Source organism: Methylophilus sp. 13, from assembly GCF_015354335.1.
In the GTDB taxonomy this organism is placed as follows: domain Bacteria; phylum Pseudomonadota; class Gammaproteobacteria; order Burkholderiales; family Methylophilaceae; genus Methylophilus; species Methylophilus glucosoxydans.
Genome location: NZ_JADKYR010000002.1, coordinates 153,451 through 173,655 on the forward strand (window position 1 = coordinate 153,451; position 20,205 = coordinate 173,655).

The 20,205-nt window shown below is 51.9% G+C and carries 24 protein-coding genes; 2 read left to right on the forward strand and 22 right to left on the reverse strand.

Going from position 1 to position 20,205, the window contains the following annotated elements:
* Positions 1–2: 2 nt before the first annotated feature.
* The 9 genes from INP77_RS04845 to gltX all read right to left on the reverse strand — a co-directional run bounded on the left by INP77_RS04845 (position 3) and on the right by gltX (position 8,492).
* The gene (locus INP77_RS04845; protein WP_194747737.1) at positions 3–587 is read right to left on the reverse strand and encodes a flavoprotein; all 585 of its coding nucleotides are present in this window, start codon (positions 585–587) and stop codon (positions 3–5) included.
* Positions 588–602: 15 nt separating this feature from the next.
* Positions 603–1,937 carry an adenylosuccinate synthase gene (locus INP77_RS04850; RefSeq protein ID WP_194747738.1) on the reverse strand — a complete coding sequence of 445 codons (1,335 nt, stop codon included), beginning with the start codon at positions 1,935–1,937 and terminating at the stop codon, positions 603–605.
* A 43-nt stretch (positions 1,938–1,980) separates the two neighbouring features.
* Entirely contained in the window at positions 1,981–3,135 is a 1,155-nt protein-coding gene (locus INP77_RS04855) for an ATP phosphoribosyltransferase regulatory subunit (protein ID WP_194747740.1), read from the reverse strand.
* 161 nt (positions 3,136–3,296) lie between these two features.
* A complete protein-coding gene (locus INP77_RS04860; RefSeq protein ID WP_194747741.1) occupies positions 3,297–3,479 on the reverse strand; it encodes a DUF2065 domain-containing protein in 183 nt (60 codons plus the stop codon).
* 10 nt (positions 3,480–3,489) lie between these two features.
* On the reverse strand, positions 3,490–4,359 hold the full coding sequence (gene hflC, locus INP77_RS04865; RefSeq protein WP_194748434.1) for a protease modulator HflC: 870 nt from the start codon (positions 4,357–4,359) through the stop codon (positions 3,490–3,492).
* A 24-nt stretch (positions 4,360–4,383) separates the two neighbouring features.
* Positions 4,384–5,577, reverse strand: coding sequence for an FtsH protease activity modulator HflK (gene hflK / locus INP77_RS04870; RefSeq protein WP_194747743.1), 1,194 nt, complete (start codon positions 5,575–5,577; stop codon positions 4,384–4,386).
* A 27-nt stretch (positions 5,578–5,604) separates the two neighbouring features.
* Positions 5,605–6,732 (reverse strand): GTPase HflX, encoded by a 1,128-nt coding sequence (gene hflX, locus INP77_RS04875; protein WP_194747745.1) that lies wholly within the window; start codon positions 6,730–6,732, stop codon positions 5,605–5,607.
* A 3-nt stretch (positions 6,733–6,735) separates the two neighbouring features.
* Positions 6,736–6,978, reverse strand: a complete 243-nt coding sequence (hfq, locus tag INP77_RS04880) for an RNA chaperone Hfq (RefSeq protein WP_194747747.1) — start codon at positions 6,976–6,978, stop codon at positions 6,736–6,738.
* A gap of 110 nt (positions 6,979–7,088) precedes the next feature.
* On the reverse strand, positions 7,089–8,492 hold the full coding sequence (gene gltX, locus INP77_RS04885) for a glutamate--tRNA ligase (RefSeq protein ID WP_194747749.1): 1,404 nt from the start codon (positions 8,490–8,492) through the stop codon (positions 7,089–7,091).
* A 135-nt stretch (positions 8,493–8,627) separates the two neighbouring features.
* Between gltX and INP77_RS04890 the strand changes: the two genes are divergently transcribed.
* On the forward strand, positions 8,628–8,969 hold the full coding sequence (locus tag INP77_RS04890; protein WP_194747751.1) for a hypothetical protein: 342 nt from the start codon (positions 8,628–8,630) through the stop codon (positions 8,967–8,969).
* A gap of 144 nt (positions 8,970–9,113) precedes the next feature.
* On the opposite strand, the gene rimO is transcribed toward INP77_RS04890, so the two are convergent.
* From rimO to rluD, 6 genes are all read right to left on the reverse strand, one after another.
* Complete coding sequence (rimO, locus tag INP77_RS04895; protein WP_194747753.1) at positions 9,114–10,448, reverse strand: 30S ribosomal protein S12 methylthiotransferase RimO; 1,335 nt, start codon at positions 10,446–10,448, stop codon at positions 9,114–9,116.
* 12 nt (positions 10,449–10,460) lie between these two features.
* On the reverse strand, positions 10,461–11,390 hold the full coding sequence (locus INP77_RS04900; protein ID WP_194747755.1) for a ZIP family metal transporter: 930 nt from the start codon (positions 11,388–11,390) through the stop codon (positions 10,461–10,463).
* A 97-nt stretch (positions 11,391–11,487) separates the two neighbouring features.
* Positions 11,488–11,916 (reverse strand): hypothetical protein, encoded by a 429-nt coding sequence (locus INP77_RS04905; RefSeq protein WP_194747757.1) that lies wholly within the window; start codon positions 11,914–11,916, stop codon positions 11,488–11,490.
* A complete protein-coding gene (locus INP77_RS04910; RefSeq protein WP_194747759.1) occupies positions 11,913–12,578 on the reverse strand; it encodes an HAD family hydrolase in 666 nt (221 codons plus the stop codon). The genes INP77_RS04905 and INP77_RS04910 overlap by 4 nt, the downstream gene beginning before the upstream one ends.
* A 158-nt stretch (positions 12,579–12,736) precedes the next feature.
* Entirely contained in the window at positions 12,737–13,465 is a 729-nt protein-coding gene (gene pgeF, locus INP77_RS04915; RefSeq protein WP_194747760.1) for a peptidoglycan editing factor PgeF, read from the reverse strand.
* Positions 13,465–14,595, reverse strand: a complete 1,131-nt coding sequence (rluD, locus tag INP77_RS04920) for a 23S rRNA pseudouridine(1911/1915/1917) synthase RluD (protein WP_194747761.1) — start codon at positions 14,593–14,595, stop codon at positions 13,465–13,467. Before rluD ends, pgeF begins: the two co-directional genes overlap by 1 nt.
* 46 nt (positions 14,596–14,641) lie before the next feature.
* Here rluD and INP77_RS04925 point away from each other — a divergent pair, with 46 nt between their 5' ends.
* The gene (locus tag INP77_RS04925) at positions 14,642–15,475 is read left to right on the forward strand and encodes an outer membrane protein assembly factor BamD (protein WP_194747762.1); all 834 of its coding nucleotides are present in this window, start codon (positions 14,642–14,644) and stop codon (positions 15,473–15,475) included.
* Between the two features lie 44 nt (positions 15,476–15,519).
* On the opposite strand, the gene INP77_RS14865 is transcribed toward INP77_RS04925, so the two are convergent.
* The 7 genes from INP77_RS14865 to INP77_RS04960 all read right to left on the reverse strand — a co-directional run bounded on the left by INP77_RS14865 (position 15,520) and on the right by INP77_RS04960 (position 20,100).
* Positions 15,520–15,957, reverse strand: a complete 438-nt coding sequence (locus INP77_RS14865) for a hypothetical protein (protein WP_228518734.1) — start codon at positions 15,955–15,957, stop codon at positions 15,520–15,522.
* 38 nt (positions 15,958–15,995) lie between these two features.
* The gene (locus INP77_RS04935; RefSeq protein WP_194747763.1) at positions 15,996–16,376 is read right to left on the reverse strand and encodes a hypothetical protein; all 381 of its coding nucleotides are present in this window, start codon (positions 16,374–16,376) and stop codon (positions 15,996–15,998) included.
* 92 nt (positions 16,377–16,468) lie between these two features.
* Entirely contained in the window at positions 16,469–17,692 is a 1,224-nt protein-coding gene (locus tag INP77_RS04940) for a PQQ-dependent sugar dehydrogenase (RefSeq protein WP_228518735.1), read from the reverse strand.
* Between the two features lie 446 nt (positions 17,693–18,138).
* Positions 18,139–18,774, reverse strand: coding sequence for a hypothetical protein (locus INP77_RS04945; RefSeq protein WP_194747764.1), 636 nt, complete (start codon positions 18,772–18,774; stop codon positions 18,139–18,141).
* A 145-nt stretch (positions 18,775–18,919) separates the two neighbouring features.
* Positions 18,920–19,348 carry an EamA family transporter gene (locus INP77_RS04950; protein ID WP_194747765.1) on the reverse strand — a complete coding sequence of 143 codons (429 nt, stop codon included), beginning with the start codon at positions 19,346–19,348 and terminating at the stop codon, positions 18,920–18,922.
* A 36-nt stretch (positions 19,349–19,384) separates the two neighbouring features.
* Entirely contained in the window at positions 19,385–19,753 is a 369-nt protein-coding gene (locus tag INP77_RS04955) for a VOC family protein (RefSeq protein WP_194747767.1), read from the reverse strand.
* Between the two features lie 14 nt (positions 19,754–19,767).
* The gene (locus INP77_RS04960) at positions 19,768–20,100 is read right to left on the reverse strand and encodes a hypothetical protein (RefSeq protein WP_194747769.1); all 333 of its coding nucleotides are present in this window, start codon (positions 20,098–20,100) and stop codon (positions 19,768–19,770) included.
* Positions 20,101–20,205: the final 105 nt, after the last annotated feature.

The following is a 20,205-nucleotide window of genomic DNA, read 5'->3' on the forward strand; positions in this document are numbered from 1 at the left end:
TGTTAGTCGTGAGTGTGCTCTACCTGTACGCCCTGGTGCAAATGCAACTCATGCACGGCTGCCAGACGCGCCATAATCGCATGCTGCAAACCAGCCATGTCTTCAACGACTGTGGTGTCCGCAAAGCGTTTTAACTGGGCCACATTATCCAGGTCGATCTGGCGTGGATAGACTTTGACCACATTGTCTCTGGGTGCTTCCGACTCCAACTCTGGCGCCGTATCACATGCAAACACAATGCTTTGGATCCGCGTTTTACCTGCTTGCGCGAACAGGTTGGTGACCAGGCTATCCGAAAAGCCATATGCCATTTTGGCGATAGTATTAGACGTCGCAGGTGAAATCACCAGCGTGTGATATACGCCCTCATAAAAACGCTCGACCGGGACGCTGCTTGCTGTTTTGTCCTGATAGACCTTGTGGCCAGTGGCTTCCAGTGCAGCCTGAAAGCCATATTGCTGGATAATTTCGGCCGCTGCACGGCTCAGGTAGATATCGACCTCCTGCAAGGTTTGCAGAATGGTCAACGACTCCCGCAGATAATGGCCGGAACCGGTAATTGCCCATGCCAATCGTTGTGCACGCATGTCAAGTCACCTTACTCAGGCGAAAGGATGTTGCAGCACGATGGTTTCATCCCGCTCCGGGCCAGTCGAGACAATGGCAATCGGCACGCCACAGACCGCTTCCAGACGCTTGAGGTAATGCTGCGCATTTTTGGGTAATGCATCCCAGGTTTTGACACCGAAGGTGGTTTCGCTCCAGCCTGGCACGGTTTCATAAATCGGCTCACAACGGGCGACGTCATCCGCACCGACCGGCAGCATATCAACCACTTTGCCATCCAGCTTGTAACCCGTGCAAATATCCAGTGACTCAATGCCATCCAGCACATCCAGCTTGGTAATACACAAGCCAGTCAAGCCGTTGATTCGCGCAGAGCGACGCAAGGCGGCAGCATCAAACCAGCCACAGCGGCGTTTACGTTTGGTCACGGTCCCGATTTCCTGTCCCTTGTGAGACATCTGGTAACCTGGTGCGCCTTCTGTTTCAATATCCAGCTCGCTTGGGAAGGGGCCGCCACCCACACGCGTCGTGTAGGCTTTGGTAATACCAAGCACATAGTGCAGCATGTTGGCACCAACACCGGTCCCTGCTGAGGCTTGGCCAGCGATACAGTTGCTGGAAGTCACATAGGGGTAAGTGCCATGATCCACATCCAGCAAGGTGCCTTGTGCGCCTTCAAACAACAAGTGTTCGCCACGGGCATTGGCTTCATATAACGCCGCAGAAATATCAGCCACCATCGGCTTCAACGCCACAGCGTGCTGCATGCTAGCATCGTATTGCTGCTGGAAATCTACCGCAGCAGCCCCCAGATAATTGGTCAATACAAAATTGTGATAATCCATGACTTCGCGCAGCTTTTCGGCGAAGCGCTCAGGGTGGAACAAATCATAGACACGCAGGGCGCGGCGTGCGACCTTGTCTTCATAGGCAGGGCCAATGCCCTTGCCTGTAGTACCAATTTTTTTCTCGGCGCTGCGCTTGGCTTCACGTGCCAAATCAACCGCAACGTGATGAGACAAAATCAATGGACAGCCAGGACTGACTTTGAGACGGTTTTTAACATCCAGCCCGCCTTGTTCCAGCGTGGAAATCTCATGCAGCAAATGGGTGGTATCCAGCACCACGCCATTGCCGATATAGCAATTGACGCCATCGCGCACAATACCAGAAGGCACCAGGTTTAACTTGTAGACTTTTTGCGCATCCCCTTGGCCGACGACCAGGGTGTGACCCGCATTGTGACCACCCTGAAAACGCACCACGCCTTGCGCATGGTCGGTCAGCCAGTCAACAATTTTACCTTTACCTTCGTCGCCCCATTGGGTGCCAATCACAACGACGTTCTTTGCTTGCTTAAATTGTGTCATGTTCAATCAATATCTTGTCTATACAAATTAAAGAGGCGGCGTATTACACAGCCACCACTTGCCAGCGACCATCCACCTTTTGCAGCAGACGGTCACAGGCCAATTCAGAATAATCCACCTGCGCATCAGGCAAGGCTTCAACCACCACCTGACCTTGCGCGCGTAAGGTCTCTATCAGGGCTACCAAGTCAGCATCCTGCGTTGCAGGCGCCAAAATCCCTTTGTCCATGGTCGCAGGGCCCAAGGCGAGTAAAGCACCACGCAGATCCAGGCTAAAGCCTGTCGCCGGACGTGCCCGGCCAAAGGCAGCCCCCACCTCATCATAGCGGCCACCCAGCGCAATGGGGCCAGCATAGCCTTTGGCATAGGCAGCGAAGACGATGCCGCTATGGTAGTGATATCCACGCAACTCACTTAAATCAATGGTCACCGTCACATTACGATCACCCAGCGCTTTCGCGACTGCCTCCAACTCAAGCAAAGCCTGTTCAATCTCTTCTGAGTCAGGCAATACTTCACGCGCCTGATCCAACACCTCAATGCCACCATTGAGTTGGGCCAGGGCAATAAAAGCTTGCCTGGATTTTTCGGGCAAATTCACCACCAGTTGCTCTACCAATGAAATGTCTTTGGCTTGCAAAGCCGCTTGCAGGGCTTGTTCTTGCGGCAGGCCTAATTGCGCGGTATGCGACAGGCTGGCGAAAATCGCTGCATGACTCAGGTCCACAAACAAGGTTTGCATGCCTAACAACTGCAAGGCTTTGACCATCAGCCGCTGCACTTCAATATCGCTGGCAATACCGGCATGACCATACAATTCTGCCCCGAGTTGCAAAGGCTCACGGGTGCGCGCCAGGCCATCCGGCTTGGTTCTCAAAACGGTCCCGGCATAACACAAGCGCGAGACACCGGCATGATTGAGCATATGCGCATCAATGCGCGCAGCCTGTGGCGTCGTATCAGCACGCAAGCCCATCAAGCGCCCGGTCAGTTGATCCACCACTTTAAAGGTGGCGATATCCAGATCGTGACCGGTCCCGGTGAGCAGGGATTCAACATATTCCATCATGGGCGGCATCACATACTGGTAGCCATGGACACGGAACAAATCCAGCAGTTGCCGACGGTAGGACTCAAGCCGTGCTGCTTCAGCAGGCAGCACATCTTCAATATATTCAGGGAGTAACCAATTATGCATCCCGCCATTATACCTGCAAACCCCTGCCGAAAGCACGGCTTTAGCAACCTGCCAGCAAGTCGCGTCAGCCTTGCACTCCGTTAAAATCCAAACAAAAAAGCACACCCAAGGTGTGCTTTTTTTAAAACGCTTAACCATATCAGCTTGGTGGCATTCACCCGTTAACGATTTAACCAGAGAATGAACAAACCAAACAGCATGGAAATAAAGCCAATGAAACGGATTTGACCATCCCGCAGTTGTAGCATTCGCTCAAAAGTATTGCGCCAGGCTTTGGTTAATAACAGCGGCATCAAGCCTTCAATCAGCAACACGCCGCCCAGCACACTCCACCACCAGTTCATGGCGCAAGTATTACTTTTTACCGCTGCTACGCATGTATTTAAAGAAGTCTGAACTTTGGTCAATCACCATCACGTCAGACTTGCTCTTGAAGCTGTTTTTGTAAGCTTCCTGGCTGCGGTAGAAGGCATAAAACTCAGGATTTTTACCAAACGCCTGAGCATAGACTTCTGAGGCCTTGGCATCGCCCTCGCCTTTGATTTTCTGCGCATCGCGATAGGCTTCAGCAATAATCACTTCACGCTGCTTGTCAGCATCGGCACGAATTTTTTCTGCCGCTGCTGCACCTTGTGAGCGCAACTCATTGGCCACCGATTTACGCTCGGCCTCCATGCGTTGATACACGGATTCGCTGACTTCTTTCGGCAGATCTACACGACGCAAGCGCACGTCCATAATCTGGATGCCCATTTGGCGGCTTTCCTTGTCTGCGCGTTGACGCAGGATTTCCATGATCTGCGAACGCTCGCCAGAGACGACATCGTGGATTGTGTGTTTACCAAATTCGGCACGCAAGCCGTCATTGACCATCTGCGACAAACGACGCTCGGCCTGCACTTCATCGCCACGCACAGAAACGTAGTATTTGGCCGGGTCGATAATGCGCCATTTCACAAACGAATCCACCAGTACGTTTTTCTTTTCACTGGTGATAAACCGGTCTGGTTCTTCCCAGTTCAGCGTCAGAATCCGCTTGTCGTAATAGCGGATGTTCTCCACCATAGGCATCTTGAAATAAAGACCAGGGTCTTTTTTCACCGAGACAATTTCGCCCAGACGGAAGACCAGCGCATATTCACGCTGATCGACCGTATATGCTGATGATGTCACCAAGACCAGCAAGACAAACACCCCAATTAACAAACTTCCAATATTTCTCATCATGTATTTTCCTTGAGGGGCAGACTAGCGATATTCGCGATCACGACTACGCATGGCATCCCTGGAGCGGTCTAGCACACTCGCGTCAGCCGGTGGCTCGATGGCTGGCTTATCCGCCGGGACGGCAGACCCAGCTGCGGCATTACTGCCTGCACCACTCATGCTCATGAGTTTATCCAGTGGCAAATACAGCATGCTGTTGCCATTTTTCTGATCAACCAGCACTTTGCTGGTATTGGCCAAAATATGTTCCTGCGTATCGAGATACAAACGCTGGCGGGTTACTTCTGGTGCCTTGTTGTACTGCGCCAGAATCTGCTCGAAACGGTCTGCATTACCCTTGGCTTCGTTCTCCACCCGCAGCTTGTAACCCGCGGCCTCTTCGGCCAACCGCGACGCTGTACCACGTGCTTTAGGGATCACATCATTGGCATAGGCCTGACCTTCATTTTTCTGGCGTTCCAAATCTTGCTTGGCCTTGACTGCATCATCAAATGCCGCCTGTACCTGTTCTGGGGGCTGTGCATTCTGCATGGTGACGTTAACAATATTGACGCCGGATTGATATCTGTCCAGCATGTCCTGCATGAGTTTTTTCGCTTTGGCAGCCACATCATCCCGGCCTTCATACAGCACGAAGTCCATCTTGCTCTTGCCTACCACTTCGCGGATGGCTGTTTCTGCCACACCACGCACGCTTTCTTCGGTGGAGCGGTTGCTAAACTGATAATCTTCCACCGACTTCAGGTTGTATTGCACAGCCACCTGCAAATCAATAATGTTTTCGTCATCGGTCAACATTAAAGACTCTTTCAGCTCTTTGCTACGGCCAGATTCGCCCTCATAAGAACGGTAGCCCATTTCAATGGTACGCACCTGCTCGAGGTTCACGTTTTCCACGGTCTCAATCGGAAATGGCAAATGCCAGCGCGGGCCAGGCATGGTGGTTTCCACATGTTTGCCAAAACGTAACACTACACCGCGAGAGCCCTGGTCAACAATATAAAAGCCAGAGCCCAGCCAGATCAGCGCCACCAACCCTAAAATCGGAGCCACTGGCAAGGATTGTGGCGCAGGTGCTGATCCACGCGGACCACCCTGCCCGCCTTTATTGTTGCCAAATAACCGGTTCAGCTTTTGATTCAAATCCTTGAACACCTCGTCCAGATCGGGCGGGCCTTCATTGTTTTTATTCCAAAAGCCTGGAAATTTTTTCATGCGTGTACTCCGTATGTTTTGATCTTTTTAAACGTAAGCACTTTCTTCGGTGCTGAGTTTTTTCAGGTATTGCTGATGCTCTAACAGCGCCTGGCGTAAATCCTCTATGCCTATGCCATCTCTGGCTGACACACGAACAGTTCGGATATTACCATACTCGTCGCGGTCGACTCCGGGCGGCATGCCCATGCGGTCAATCTGGTTAAGCACCAGAATCTGTGGGACCCTGGCAGCACCAATCTCGTTCAATACGATATTGACTTGTTCGATTTGTGCATCGCGGTTCGGGCTGGCCACATCAACCACATGCAGTAATAAATCGGCCTGCGCGGCCTCTTCAAGCGTAGCACCAAAGGCTTCAATCAAAGTCGTAGGCAAATGCTTGATAAAGCCGACCGTATCTGACAACACCACCGGATAACCTTCCGGCAGGTGCATTTTACGAGAGGTGGTATCCAGTGTGGCAAACAGCTGGTCCGCCGCATAGACACCCGAGTGTGTCAGGCGATTAAACAAGGTAGATTTACCCGCGTTGGTATAGCCGACCAGAGAAACGGTCATCAGGTTGGAGCGTTTGCGCGCACGGCGTTGCATGCCACGTTGCTGCTTGAGTTTATCCAGTTTTTCACGCAACTGCTTGACGCGCACACGCAGCATGCGTCTGTCCAGCTCGAGCTGGGTTTCACCAGGGCCACCCCGCACGCCAATCCCGCCTTTTTGTCGTTCAAGGTGGGTCCAGCCACGCACCAACCGCGTAGACAAATGCTCCAGTTGGGCAAGCTCGACTTGCAGCTTACCTTCGTGCGATTGCGCACGTTGGGCAAAGATATCCAGAATCAGGCCAGTGCGGTCTACCACACGTGCTTCAAGCAACTTTTCAAGGTTGCGCTGTTGCGAAGGGCTCAAGTCGTGATTGAAAGCCGCGACTTTGCTGTCATAGGCGGCCATCAAGGCCTTTAGCTCATCTGCCTTGCCAGAACCGATAAAGTATTTGGGATCAGGCGCATGACGCTTGCCCTCCAGCGTCGCTGAGATATTGAGGCCAGCAGTCCCGGCCAGGTGGCGGAGTTCTTGCAAACTTTCTGCGTAGTCAGCATCACCAAAGTTGACGCTGACCAGAACGACGGCATCTCCGCCGCTTGGTCTATCAAACATGCATTAAGATTCTTGTGCGGCGTCGTGCGATCCGAGGCTGACTGGACGTGCAGGAACGATGGTGGAAATGGCGTGCTTGTACACCATTTGTGTCACGGTGTTTTTTAACAAAATGACATATTGATCAAAAGAATCGACCTGCCCTTGCAATTTAATGCCGTTTACCAGGTAAATGGACACTTGAACGTGCTCTTTTCTGAGTGCATTCAAAAACGGATCTTGCAGCATTTGGCCTTTATTATTCATGGAATTGCTCCTTGTTTGTTTTAATCGTATTGGAGTTTTATTATCTTGAACACCAATCCCTCATAGTGACTATGATTGTACTAATTTGTTCCTTTTTCAATCCCCGCGCTTTACTTTTTTGGAAATAAAGCGCGGATGCGCTGCAGACATGCCTCTTTACCCAGAATTGACATCACCTGATCAATGCTAGGCGACTGTGCTATGCCAATCAAAGCTACCCGCAAAGGCATCGCCAGCTTGGGGAACTTGATCTGCTGCTCAGTGACCACCTGATTTAGCGCATCGTGAAGCATATCGGCAGTCCAGTCAGAATCTTGAGTTTTTTCTAAAAAAAGTTCGATATAGCCGGCGGTTTCCGGCAACACATGTTTGGTTTTATCCGCCTCATTGATCTCAGGCATCTGGTAGAAGAAGGCAATTTCCCTGGCCAGTTGATTGAGGTTATTGGCACGCTCACGGTATAAATTCAATACTGCCAGCAAATCTGGCGACTGTGTTTCTGTGACGCCTAATGCAGTCAAACGGGGTTTGACTTCATCAGCAATCCGCTCCAAGGGCAAGGTTTTAATGTAATGCGCATTGAGCCAGTTGAGTTTTTCAGTATTGAACTGTGCGGCGGACGGCGTGATATGGTCCAGATCAAACCACTCACAGAACTGCGCCATGCTGAACACTTCATCATCGCCATGCGACCAGCCCAGGCGCGCCAGGTAGTTGAGTACCGCCTCACGCAAATAACCGTCTTCATGGTATTGCATGACGCTCACGGCACCATGGCGCTTGGACAGCTTCTGACCATCATCGCCCAAAATCATGGACAAGTGCGCATACTGCGGCACCTGTGCACCCAGTGCCTTGAGCATATTGATCTGGCGCGGAGTGTTGTTGACATGGTCATCACCGCGAATCACCTGCGTGACGCCCATTTCCCAGTCGTCCACCACCACACAGAAGTTATAGGTTGGCGTACCGTCAGCCCGCGCAATAATCAGGTCATCCAGCTCGGCATTGGCAATCTCAATGCGACCCTTGACCATATCCTCCCAGGCCACCACGCCTTCGGTCGGGTTCTTGAAACGCACGACCGGTGGCACATCCTTAGGCGGCTCAGGCAACACTTTACCGGGCTCAGGCCGCCAGCGGCCATCGTAGCGCGGCTTCAATCCCTGCTGCATCTGGCTTTCACGCAAGGCATCCAGCTCTTCTTTGCTGCAATAGCAATAATAAGCATGGCCAGCATCCAGCATCTGCTGGATCATTTTTTTGTAAGTCTCCATGCGCTGCATCTGGTAAAACGGACCTTCGTCATGATCCAGTTGCAACCAGGCCATGCCATCCAGAATGGCCTGCACGGCTTCCGGCGTGGAGCGTGCAACATCCGTATCTTCAATACGCAAAATAAACTTGCCGCCATGGCGCTTGGCATACGCCCATGAGAACAAGGCGGTACGTGCACCGCCAATATGCAGATAACCGGTAGGACTGGGGGCAAAACGGGTTTTAACAGCTTGCATGATGACTCTTGAAATTAAAACAGGCGTGCATTTTAACATGCCGCCTGTCAACACCGTGTTTAGTCTGGTTAAGATTGAAGCCGTGGGCGCAGAGGACGCATTGAAGCTGGTTTAAAATCACGCTAAGATGCGCGTATGCAAACTGCTCCATTAGATACAAACTTGGAAATTCATGTAGGCGAGCTCTATGGCAAGCCAGACGCCGATGGCCACATTGCCGTCTTGTATCACGTGCTGGCTGTTCACAAACAGGGCATCACCTTGCAAAATATGGACAATCCGCTCAGTCAGTTTGAGACCACAGCAAGCAAGCTACTGCAATCCGGCTACATCCGCCTGAGTCAAACACCCTACGTCAACTTGCAACAAGCCAACAAACGTAAAAAAAATGCAGCCACCAAGCTCACACGCTGTCCGTTTACCACCGATATTTTTGCTGAACGCGCGGATAGCGAACGGCCACAGCTCGCCATTTAAAAAGACGCTAGGCAAGGCCGTTGCCTGCCCAAGCTGAAACGCGTCAACCTTTTATCTCAACACTGATTGAACACTACGACAGCGATCTGCTTAAAAACCTGCCTGATTTAAGCGGGCCTGAATCAACGCCTTGGCCCAGCAGCCCTAAAACTCCGGTGGCGCCCCGATCAAATCATGGCCTTGCGCATCGATAATCTGTACATCCACAAAATCACCCGGGTTCAAGCCATCTGCATCTTGCAGATAAACAATGCCATCAATTTCGGGCGCATCTGCCTTGGTGCGAGCAATACCGATGATGTTTCCATCGTCATCTTCAGTGAGTTCATCCACTAGCACGGTTTGCAGGCTGCCGATTTTAGCCGCCACCTTGGCGGCACTGATGCGCTCTTGCACTTCCATAAAGCGGCTCAGGCGCTCCTGTTTGATTTCTTCAGCCACCGGATTAGGCAAATGGTTGGCCGTAGCCCCATCCACTGCCGAATAGGCAAAGCAGCCGACGCGGTCCAGCTGCGCTTCTTCCATAAAGTCGAGCAGCATTTTAAAGTCATCTTCAGTCTCGCCGGGGAAGCCGACAATAAAGGTACTACGGATAGCGATTTCCGGGCAAATCTCACGCCAGGCCTTGATCCGGGCCAGGTTGTTTTCACTGCTGGCCGGACGCTTCATGGCTTTAAGCACCGCCGAGCTGGCATGTTGGAGCGGCACATCCAGATACGGCAAAATCGCCCCTTCTGCCATCAATGGGATCACGTCATCAACATGTGGGTAGGGATACACATAGTGCAAGCGCACCCAAACGCCCAGCTCGCCCAAGGCTTTACTGAGTTCGGTCATGTGCGTTCTAACTGGCCTGCCGTTCCAGAAGCCTTTGCGGAATTTCATGTCCACGCCATAGGCAGAGGTATCCTGCGAAATGACCAAAATTTCGGAAACGCCGGCATTCACCAAGCTCTCAGCCTCATTGAGCACATCACCAATCGGACGGCTGACCAAGTCGCCGCGCATGCTGGGGATAATGCAGAAGCTGCAACGGTGGTTACAGCCTTCGGAAATTTTAAGGTAAGCATAGTGCTTAGGCGTGAGACGGATGCCTTGCGGCGGCACCAGGTCGGTGTAGGGATCGTGCGGTTTGGGCAAGTGTGTATGTACATGCCCCATCACCTCTTCCAGAGCATGCGGGCCAGTCACGGCCAACACGTTGGGATGTGCGTCCGTGACCACGTCTTTTTTCGCGCCCAGGCAACCGGTCACAATCACCTTGCCGTTTTTGTTGAGTGCCTCGCCAATCGCATCCAGCGACTCTTGCACCGCAGAGTCAATAAAACCACAGGTATTCACCACCACCAGGTCAGACTGCTCGTAACTGTTGCTGATTTCATAGCCTTCGGCCCGCAATTGGGTCAGGATACGCTCGGAATCGGAGCCTGCCTTGGGGCAACCCAATGAGACGAAACCAACTTTAGGTGAACTTTGCATGATGCTTCCCTCTTAACCTTCTACCAACCATTTGGTCAGGGCAACTGAAGCCACCCCCAACACAATTAACAATAACTGATTCATGGTATCGCGCAATGCAGTACGCTTGTGCAAGCCCGGAATCAAATCTGCCACCGCCACATAGAGCATGCTGGCCGCGGCAAGACTCAAGATATATGGCACCCAGTGCTGTACCGCATGCAGCGCAAAATAAGCAATAATACCGCCAAGCAAGGTGGCCAGGCTGGAGCCGATATTAAACAAAAAAGCTTTTTGTTTGCTGTAGCCGGAATGTAACAAAATCAGAAAGTCGCCGACTTCCTGCGGAATCTCATGGGCGATAATCGCCAGTGCAGTCACCACGCCCACCTGCATATCCACCATAAATGCCGCGCAGATCAGGATGCCATCAACAAAATTGTGAAAGGTATCGCCTACCATGATCATCAAACCACTGCGGCCACCATCATGGCCGTGCGCGTGACCATGTAAATGAGGATGCCCTATCATCTGGCTAGGCTGCGCCGCGGGCAATCTGAACTTGATTGCGCCTTGCGGCTTTTTGGTAACAGGCTGGCCTGGATGTAACTCGGGGCAATGGGCCTCGTCATGCATGGCATGTATTTCACAGTGCTCGCCATGACAATGCCGCCACAGCACCAGTTTTTCCAGCGTAAAAAACAGTAGCACACCAAACAGCATGGTACCGGTCATTGCCTCGATATTGGGGCTGCTTTCAATCGCGTGCGGCAAAATCTCAAGAAACACCGCGGCCAGCAAGGCGCCAATCGCATAACTCACCAGCAAAGGCACCCAATGCTTTTGAGCATTGAGCGCAAACAGGGCTGCGACACACACACTGAGCACGCCCCCTAGCAAACAGGCCAGCATCATGCCGGTAAAAGGCGAAATATCAGTCAACAAAGGGGTCAAAGCAAGCATGCCGAGTGATTAAAGGAAGCCGCGCATTATACGTGAGTTATCAAAAAAACAAAGCATAAACAATTAGTTAACGCGTGCAGATGCCAGGTCACCTGGCTCAAATAAACTGCGCAATAATGTAGCCAATCACAATGCCGATCAGCAAGGCCATGGTCAATCCGCGGTAGGTCAACACATCCCGTGAGTAACCACGTCGAATGGCAATGTAAGACATCAGGTAACCTACGGCATTGAGCAGCCAGATAAAGCCAAAGCTGAGCACCTTGACAATGATTGGGCCAATCAATGGCACCAGGCCGATCACGCCGATCAGCCACACCAGCAACCCTGACAACAGGCCGAACAACAGTGTGACCGCCGCCAGTACCCGCGTATCCCAATGGAAATGCTGCCCCAGTAAAAACAAGCAAAGCAAAGCCACCGCGAACAATACCATTTGTGGCCAGGCGCGCAATGTACTACGCGTAGCGCTCACCTCCCCTGGTGTATTTGCCGGGTGCCGTCTGGCGCGCAATCTTTTCATCATAAGACACTGTCCGCACATAGCCCGGCCACCAAGGCAGGCAAGTCAGGCACAGCGTCGCAGCACTGCCAATGCGGTTGACGCAAGGCCACATCGCCGGCATAGCCCCAGGTCACCAGCACGAAGTCCATCAGGTTGGCCTCGGCCGACTGGCCATCTTCAAGACGGTCACCGATATACAGGCAATCCTGGATTTTTAAATCATGCTCGGCGACCACGCGCCCTATCATCTGCGCTTTAGACTTCAATGCCGGGCTGAAATAATCCAGTGCATAGACGCCCGCAAAAAAATCCTGCCAGCCCAGATAGGCCATGATTTTTTCAGTCGGATCAAAGCGTTTATTGGTCGCAATATACAGCCTATAGCCCTCTGCCTTGAGTTGCTGCAGCATGGCCGGAACACCATCAAACACCACTGACTGCTGATAACCGGTGCTGTCATAATGCTGCTTGAAAGCTGCGGCCAAGGCGTTCAACACAGCCGCATCTTCGCTGCCAGACAGCCGTTTAAGCGTTTCCATGAGCGGCGGGCCAATCACCTCATTGCCCAGTGCCATCCCGAGTGGCGTATTGGTCGAACGGAAAGCCGACTCAAAACAATGCAGAATACTGGGTGCGGAATCGATGAGCGTGCCATCGAGGTCAAAAATCAGATGTTTTTTCATTATTTAAATAATATATTGGGTTGAGCCACAGGGCACTCAGAGATCAATCTCTATCAACCAGCTTGCAATAGCGCAATATTCACATACTCCAGCGTATGAATCCTCATGAGGATCCAATACGTTCGTGCCTGACGCTGTATCCACTATGGCGAAATACACTACTCCAGCCAAATCAAGCTGGCCATACGCCCGGTATCGCCATCACGCCTAAAGCTGAAAAACGTCTCTGGTTCACGATAAGTACAGCGTCCACCGCCATAGACCTGCGTCACTCCTAGCCTGGAAAGCCGTTGTCGCGCAATCGTATACAAGTCTCCCAGCCATTTTTCACCATGCGCCTGAAATGCATGTTCTGCCTGCGCATCTTGCGCCATAAATTGCGCGCGCACTTCACTCCCCACTTCAAACGCTTGCGGGCCAATGGCCGGACCTAACCAGGCCATGAGCGTGGCGGGCTCAACCGGCATGGCTTTTACCGTCGCTTCTATCACCCCGTCACACAAACTGCGCCAACCAGCATGCACAGCCGCCACCACACTCCCCGCCTGATCACAGAGTAATACTGGCAGGCAATCGGCGGTCATGGTGACGCAGACCACCTGTTTGCGGGTGCTAAAACTGGCATCTGCGCTTTCCAGACATGAAGATAACGCAGCATCAATTACGCGCACCCCATGCACCTGGTTAAGCCACACCGGCTCACTCGGCAAATAAGGACTCAGTAATTGTCTGTTGGCCGCCACATGCTGAGGCAAATCCTTCACATGATCCCCCAGGTTCAGACTGGCATAGATGCCCTGACTGACACCGCCAAGACGTGTGGTTTGCAAGGCCTTCACGCAAGCAGGCGCGGGCCAATCAGGCAAAATAACAGGCAAATCAGCCATTATGCCCCATCCTCTTCGCCTTCTTCATCCCAGGCATCCTCATCCAGCTCAGCATCGAGATCTTCGTCAAAATCTTCATCGCCCCAATCTTCGTCATCTTCACCAATGAACAAGCCGTTTTCATCCACATTGAAATCGACAGGCGCCAGCGGCTCATCGGGCAAGTCGGTCGTGCGCATAGCGTCTAATAGTTCACGCATGTCATCAGCAAGCTCAATCTGCCATTCCATGGGCGCATTCGTCACCGGATGAATCAAGCCGAGCTTGATCGCATGCAAGGCCTGACGCTTGAAATTGCCGATGACCTCACGCAATTCCGGCGTCATCATCTTGTGCGGAATAATATTGCCTATGCCATACAGCGGATCACCGACCATAGGCGCTTTCAGATGCTGCAAATGCACGCGGATCTGGTGGGTACGACCGGTTTCCAGGTTACAGCGCAAATAGGTATTGGTGCCAAACCGCTCAAGGATCTCGTAATGCGTGATGGCGGTTTTACCTCGTCGCACCACCGCCATTTTGGTTCTGTGGTGCGGATGGCGCCCTATCGGCTGATCCACCTTACCATTACGCCACAACTGGCCCCAAACGATGGCCCGGTACTCACGTTTAACCGTGCGCGCCTGCAACTGACGCACCAGGCTGGTCTGTGCTTCCAGCGTTTTGGCAACCACCAGCAAACCGCTGGTATCCTTGTCCAGCCGGTGCACAATACCGGCACGTGGCACCTCTTTGAGCGCCGGCCAGTGAAACAGCAAGGCATTGAGCAAGGTGCCACTCCAGTTGCCGGCCGCCGGATGCACTACCAGACCAGCAGGCTTGTTAATAATGATCAGTGCATCGTCTTCGTATACAACATCCAGTGCAATGTCTTCTGGCTCAAACGCATTGTCCTGCGCATTTTTAGGGGGAGTCACCACCAGTCGCTCGCCCCCCCACACCTTGGTTTTGGCCGTGGGCGCCTTACCATCGAGCAAGACCAGACCTTCTTTTATCCAGGCCTGCAGGCGGCTGCGAGAATGGTCTGGCAACATCTGCTGCAAGGCCAGGTCCAGGCGCTGCCCGCCAAGGTTGCTGGGGACGACCAGCTGTAAGGAGGTGCTTTCTTTCATATTTTCAAACAGCATCAGTTATAATGCTTTGAGTTCCCTTGATAAAACAACATAAATCAACATGCTTCGCATTTTACCGCTTAACACCCTGTTCACGCGTGCTTTTATTTTGATTGGCGCGCTGGCCTTGAGTGCCTGTGCCATTTTCGGCAATCCGAATCCCCCTGACGAAACCAAAGGCTGGAGCGAACAACGCCTTTATGCCACGGGCCAGGAAAAAATGGTTGACCGTAACTATGACAAGGCGATTGAGTACTTCCAGAAGCTGGAGGCACGTTATCCGCATGGTGCGTATGCGACACAGTCCCAACTCGAAGTTGCTTATGCCTACTACAAAAAATCAGAACCGATTCTTTGCCTGTCTGCGATAGACCGCTTTATCAAGCTCCACCCTAATCACCCCAACCTCGATTACGCCTACTATCTCAAGGGCCTGGCCACCTTTAACGAGCGCGGCGTCATTGAAAAATATACCAAGCAAGAAATTAACGACCGCGACCCCAAAACTCTGCGTATTTCGTTTAACGCCTTTAAAGAACTGGTTGAACGGTTCCCTACCAGCCGCTATAAAAACGACGCCACCCAGCGCATGATTTACCTGGTCAATACACTGGCACTGCACGAAATGCATGTCGCGCGTTATTACATGCAACGCAAAGCCTACGTCGCCGCACTCAATCGTGCTCGCTATGTGCTTGAGACCTATCCCAATTCCAGCTCCATCGAAGATGCGCTGGTCATGGAGATCAGTGCTTACGATGCCATGGACATGACAGACCTGAAAAATGAAGCGCTGCGTGTTTTAAAAACCAACTATCCTGATAATCCTATGATTGCCGGTAAGGTTCAGGAAGAAGAAAAAGTCTGGTGGAAATTCTGGGAAAGCTTGTATTAAGCGCCTTCCATCCCCTAGAAAAACGCCAGTCTGCTGGCGTTTTTTTATTGCCCTTTCGTGATCACCGCCTGCGGCAAGCGCTTAAAGTGACGGCATTCAGCGGCCACGGCTGCCTTTTCAAACGGATGATCGTGATAGACATGGCGTCCGCGTAACAGCTGCCACAGTCCAGCCAGCAAATAGGCCGGAATAAAAAACAGGCCCCAGCATTCAGCTTGCCGCACATGCGTATGCTCATGTACGCGCAACTGCTGCAAAGCATGCGCGGAATAGCCAAGCACCACGTGACCGAATGTTATCGCAGCAAAGCCGCTATACCGGGCCAAGCGGCTGGCCAGCCAACCGCCATAGACTTCCAGCACGCCCGCCACTTGTCGCATTCGCGCGCCCGTCAGCATGAGCAGGCTGGCAAAGAGCAATCCAAGTACGGTATTAGGTGCGGCCCACAGATAGCGCAAACAATCCACGATAAATTTAGGCATAGGGCAGGAGATTGCGCAAAGAATGAAAAGATACCGGGTTAAGGGAGCCGATTTAAGCGCGATTGACGCCAGTACAGCAGCATGCCAACCAGCATATTTAGTGTCCCCTGCCAGACGGGCAAAAACAGGAAAATCAGACCGCCCTGCGCATCGGGATACATGACCACGGTCTGGAAATATAGCCAGGCGACGACAGCCACTTCAATCACGCTAAAGCTCAACCATTGTTTTTGTATGCGCGGATGCTCAAAAAAATAATAGCCTGCATGCAGCGTCAGATAAGGGATTATCGTCCATAAAGTGATCAGCAAACCGCTCGCGCTTTCCAAAAAAGCAAATCCGCGCGCAGCATATAGCTCAAAGCCAAGTGCCAACAGGGCACCTATCATAGCCGTAATCATGAGCGCTGCTTTGAACATGCGCTCACCTCACCATCCACTGCATAGCACCCACGATGTTTATAGCTCGTCACCGCTATCATTTTCGCCCCTCCTGGTTTCCCTGGTCCGTGCTATTTGGACTCAGGCGGCTCCTGCTCGGAAATCAGTAATTGATTGTGGTCGGTTTTAAGATAAAACGTCCCATTCTGGTCAATTTGGATGGCACGAATCCGGTAACCACTTAACACAGGTTCGGCATACACCAGAGTCGTGCCCTCTTTGCGCACGCGATACAACGTAGTATTACCCATGCCAGCCACAAACAAATCATGGTCCCAAAAATCATTGCGGCCAGTGGCCGGATACTTCACTAGCGGGCCGATGCCTATGGAAGGCACAAACGTCATGGCCGGTTTTTCGTAGCCTTCGTGGCTATTAAACTTGTTGCCATAATAGCCGCTCATACCGTCGCGCTCGTAAATAGTGCCATAACTGACAATCGGCCAACCATAATTTTTGCCGCGCTTGATCAGGTTGATCTCGTCGCCGCCCCTGGGGCCGTGATCCGTCAACCATAACTCGTTACTGTCGCGGTCAAAATACAAGCCGCCAGAGGGGGAGCGGAAACCACTGGCATACACCTCTGCATTCAAGCGCTGCAAGTCTATACGAATCACTTTGCCAACCGAGGTGGTCTTGTCCTGCACACGGTCGGGTTTGGAAAAATCGCCTATGCTCAGGTACAAGGTCCGCTCGTTTTCGCCCAGCGCCAGTTTGCCACCCACCTGATGCCCGAGTATCGGCTCTTTCATCGCCGGCCGGCTTATATAAATTTCGCGGTTAAAACTGACTTCGCTGTTCTCTACGTCGACCTCAAATTCGCTGACAGCCAGTCGTACGCCGTTATTGGCCTGATCCCAGGCGGTATAAGCCACATACAGGGTCTTACCCACCAGTAATGAATCCTTGACACCCGACAGTTCACGGCAATACACCAGCGATTTACTGCTACTTTCATCGGCAGAAGTTTCTTCACCCGGAATAAACTTCGCCAGCGGCTTGCCCGGCTTCACCAGCTCCATGGTTTCATTCTGGCGAACAAAATAAACCTCGCCACACTTGCTGATAAACAGGAATAGTTTTTTATCCAGGCGCTCAAACGGGCCCGTCGGGTACTGATCCTCAAACGGTAATTTATACTCTTTGAGGGCTTGCGTCCCAAACACGGACACAATCTTTGGTGTCTCCGGCTCCTGCTTTGCCTCTTTGTCGGCTTGGGCAGCATCACTGCCGGAGAGCAATAACTTGGGCACTGTCGCATCCTCTGCCTGCACCTGGCCCAACCACCCGGACAACAACAAAACAAAGAAAAAATGAATCAAAGATACGCGCGAGGCACGGCACGCGCTTTTGAGTGAATAATGCAATGAAGGCTCCCTATTAGTTTATTTTTTCGAGTAGCCTTTGCTAAAAAAGTTTAAAAATAAAATTAAAAGATATTTTAAAACAATACGTTATTTATTTTTATTAAAGTAATTTGTGATATAAATTTTAAGCAATAGTCCGGCGATCAGTACGCCCCAAGCGATCAAGGTGAGCTGAATAAAGGCGGCAAATGCGTCCTGCTGGCAAACCCCTTGCAAGGCGGCAAAAGACGCATCGCACCCAAATGCAACCACTGCAAAGGCAAAGCCTGGACCTAAATGCAAAATGGTTAACCCGTAAATTAAACCTCGCAACACAGCGTCACCCAATCCCAAATACTTAAAGCCAGCATTGTAAAGTGGGCTGCACGGATAGACTACTGCATGCCTTTAAAAATCTGGTAACTGCCGCCCGTATAATTGCCCTGAAACGAAGTCGCCCGCATGCCTGCCACTAACTCCATTTCCAGCGGGACATGTTCGTAGGAATAAAGCGCGTGCCCTTTTTGGATGCAGCGCGGGCAAGCAATATTGTCATAGCTGTATACGTCCACCTGCACCTCATCCAGCCCGACGATACGTTGCGTGTGATAAGCCCCCAGGATGACTTTCTGAATCACCACACCCGGCGCCAGCTGAATATGCCAGGTGACAGGCTCATAAGCCATCAGGCCCAGAATCATGGGTTTGCTATCGTCAGTGATATTTACAGTGACTGTGCGCTGATCACGACCCGCCAGTAAAAACGCATCGCATTCACCTGGCACAAGTGGCCCCAACTTGCCCACTGCCGCCCTGGCTGCCTGACATTGCGCCCACCAGGGCCGCTGGTCTGCCTCTGGTGGCAATGTGCCTTGGTAAACACCAACCACATGCAAAGCCACGCTGGATTCCGCGGCAGATTTGAGGGGGATAGGCTGGGTAATGCTGGTCGGCTTAGGCGTACAACATCCAGCCAACCCTAAGGCCAGGGTGACGGCAAAAGCACGGTAAAAGGACAGTGAAGATGGCATGCTGAATACTTTCAACGCTGGTTTGTTGGCTAGGCATCACGTCATCAAGCATAAAAAGCTTCATTCGCCGTGATCACCGCATGCATTTATCAATAAATTCACAGCGCAAGCAATAGCCATTTGGGGCTATCAGCCCTGGGTACAACTAACGCTTCAGGGCTAGCAGCAACACGCCTGCGGCAACCAGTGCTAAGCCCAACCACTCGCGCAAAGACAAGCGCTCACCCAAAAACAGACAGGCAAATAGTGCAACCAGCACCAGACTGAATTTATCCACCGGCGCCACTTTCGACGCATCACCCAATTGCAGGGCACGGAAGTAACACAGCCAGGAAGCGCCCGTCGCCAGCGCTGACAAGCTCAAAAACAGCCAGGCACGTCCCGGCAAACTCAAGGGATTACTCCACTTACCTGCCAGCCAGACAAAGGGCGCCAGCACCAGCGTAATCAGCACGGTACGAATCAATGTTGCAAAGTCTGAGTCTATGCCCTGAATACCGACCTTGGCAAAAATTGCCGTTAAGGCGGCAAAACAGGCCGACAGTGCTGCCCAGAAAAACCAATCGCCCGTCATTTACACCCTCCCCGTCCTATATAAACTTAAAGCGACCTAATCCACATTCTGGCCGATGCGCCACAACACGCCAGAAGGATCTGTCAGACAAAAATCGCGCATCCCCCATGGCTGTAACTGTATCGGCCAGAGCTTGATGCCATATTTTTGCACGATACCCGTTTGCTCAATCTGCTGCCACCAGGCATCCACATCCGGGACCAGCAAATGCATCATAAAGTTTTCTGCCAGATTTTCTGCACAAAAATCCTGCAATAAAAAACTCACATGCTCAAAGTGAAAATAAGCTACCCCGCCGCCCTCAGAAGCCATCTTGAAGCCTAAATCAAGATAAAACTGCTTGGATAACGCAAAGTCTTTGCTCGGCACAAACGCCTTGATTTCAGTGACCTGGAGAGTTGACATCTCAGCCCCTTTCGCTATCTAACCAGTAAATAGATCATCGCGATGGTTGTTGTCGCAGATAACCCCAACGACAAAAACAACATGGTCTTGTATGTCGTTACCTGTGTTCTGGCCTCCTCAGCGGCGTCTTCCAGAGCGAGGATGGCCTGCTGCATTTTTTCTGCCAGCAAGTGAATAGACTCGGCATTCTGCAAAGTCGCTGTCTGCAACTCCTCAATCTGCTTGGTCAATACAGGATCAACCTTTTCCGCCTCAGGCTTGGCGGTAAATGCCGGAATGGCAGCCGTTGCCACCTGCGCCAGATAAGGCGCAACGGCTTTAAGAATGGGTAAAAACTGAATGGCCACGTGTATCCTTTCTGCCTCAACGCAATACATTGATGCTCATGGTAAAGGCTATACATGCACGCGTCCAGCATGGATTTTCGGAACTCACGACCACACCCACGTAAG

Excerpts from the sequence above, each read along its gene's own strand:
- INP77_RS04845 (WP_194747737.1), bottom strand. The coding sequence starts at position 587 with ATGCGTGCACAACGATTGGCATGGGCAATTACCGGTTCCGGCCATTAT.
- INP77_RS04850 (WP_194747738.1), bottom strand. The coding sequence starts at position 1,937 with ATGACACAATTTAAGCAAGCAAAGAACGTCGTTGTGATTGGCACCCAA.
- INP77_RS04855 (WP_194747740.1), bottom strand. The coding sequence starts at position 3,135 with ATGCATAATTGGTTACTCCCTGAATATATTGAAGATGTGCTGCCTGCT.
- INP77_RS04860 (WP_194747741.1), bottom strand. The coding sequence starts at position 3,479 with ATGAACTGGTGGTGGAGTGTGCTGGGCGGCGTGTTGCTGATTGAAGGC.
- hflC (WP_194748434.1), bottom strand. The coding sequence starts at position 4,359 with ATGAGAAATATTGGAAGTTTGTTAATTGGGGTGTTTGTCTTGCTGGTC.
- hflK (WP_194747743.1), bottom strand. The coding sequence starts at position 5,577 with ATGAAAAAATTTCCAGGCTTTTGGAATAAAAACAATGAAGGCCCGCCC.
- hflX (WP_194747745.1), bottom strand. The coding sequence starts at position 6,732 with ATGTTTGATAGACCAAGCGGCGGAGATGCCGTCGTTCTGGTCAGCGTC.
- hfq (WP_194747747.1), bottom strand. The coding sequence starts at position 6,978 with ATGAATAATAAAGGCCAAATGCTGCAAGATCCGTTTTTGAATGCACTC.
- gltX (WP_194747749.1), bottom strand. The coding sequence starts at position 8,492 with ATGCAAGCTGTTAAAACCCGTTTTGCCCCCAGTCCTACCGGTTATCTG.
- INP77_RS04890 (WP_194747751.1), top strand. The coding sequence starts at position 8,628 with ATGCAAACTGCTCCATTAGATACAAACTTGGAAATTCATGTAGGCGAG.
- rimO (WP_194747753.1), bottom strand. The coding sequence starts at position 10,448 with ATGCAAAGTTCACCTAAAGTTGGTTTCGTCTCATTGGGTTGCCCCAAG.
- INP77_RS04900 (WP_194747755.1), bottom strand. The coding sequence starts at position 11,390 with ATGCTTGCTTTGACCCCTTTGTTGACTGATATTTCGCCTTTTACCGGC.
- INP77_RS04905 (WP_194747757.1), bottom strand. The coding sequence starts at position 11,916 with ATGATGAAAAGATTGCGCGCCAGACGGCACCCGGCAAATACACCAGGG.
- INP77_RS04910 (WP_194747759.1), bottom strand. The coding sequence starts at position 12,578 with ATGAAAAAACATCTGATTTTTGACCTCGATGGCACGCTCATCGATTCC.
- pgeF (WP_194747760.1), bottom strand. The coding sequence starts at position 13,465 with ATGGCTGATTTGCCTGTTATTTTGCCTGATTGGCCCGCGCCTGCTTGC.
- rluD (WP_194747761.1), bottom strand. The coding sequence starts at position 14,595 with ATGCTGTTTGAAAATATGAAAGAAAGCACCTCCTTACAGCTGGTCGTC.
- INP77_RS04925 (WP_194747762.1), top strand. The coding sequence starts at position 14,642 with ATGCTTCGCATTTTACCGCTTAACACCCTGTTCACGCGTGCTTTTATT.
- INP77_RS14865 (WP_228518734.1), bottom strand. The coding sequence starts at position 15,957 with ATGCCTAAATTTATCGTGGATTGTTTGCGCTATCTGTGGGCCGCACCT.
- INP77_RS04935 (WP_194747763.1), bottom strand. The coding sequence starts at position 16,376 with ATGTTCAAAGCAGCGCTCATGATTACGGCTATGATAGGTGCCCTGTTG.
- INP77_RS04945 (WP_194747764.1), bottom strand. The coding sequence starts at position 18,774 with ATGCCATCTTCACTGTCCTTTTACCGTGCTTTTGCCGTCACCCTGGCC.
- INP77_RS04950 (WP_194747765.1), bottom strand. The coding sequence starts at position 19,348 with ATGACGGGCGATTGGTTTTTCTGGGCAGCACTGTCGGCCTGTTTTGCC.
- INP77_RS04955 (WP_194747767.1), bottom strand. The coding sequence starts at position 19,753 with ATGTCAACTCTCCAGGTCACTGAAATCAAGGCGTTTGTGCCGAGCAAA.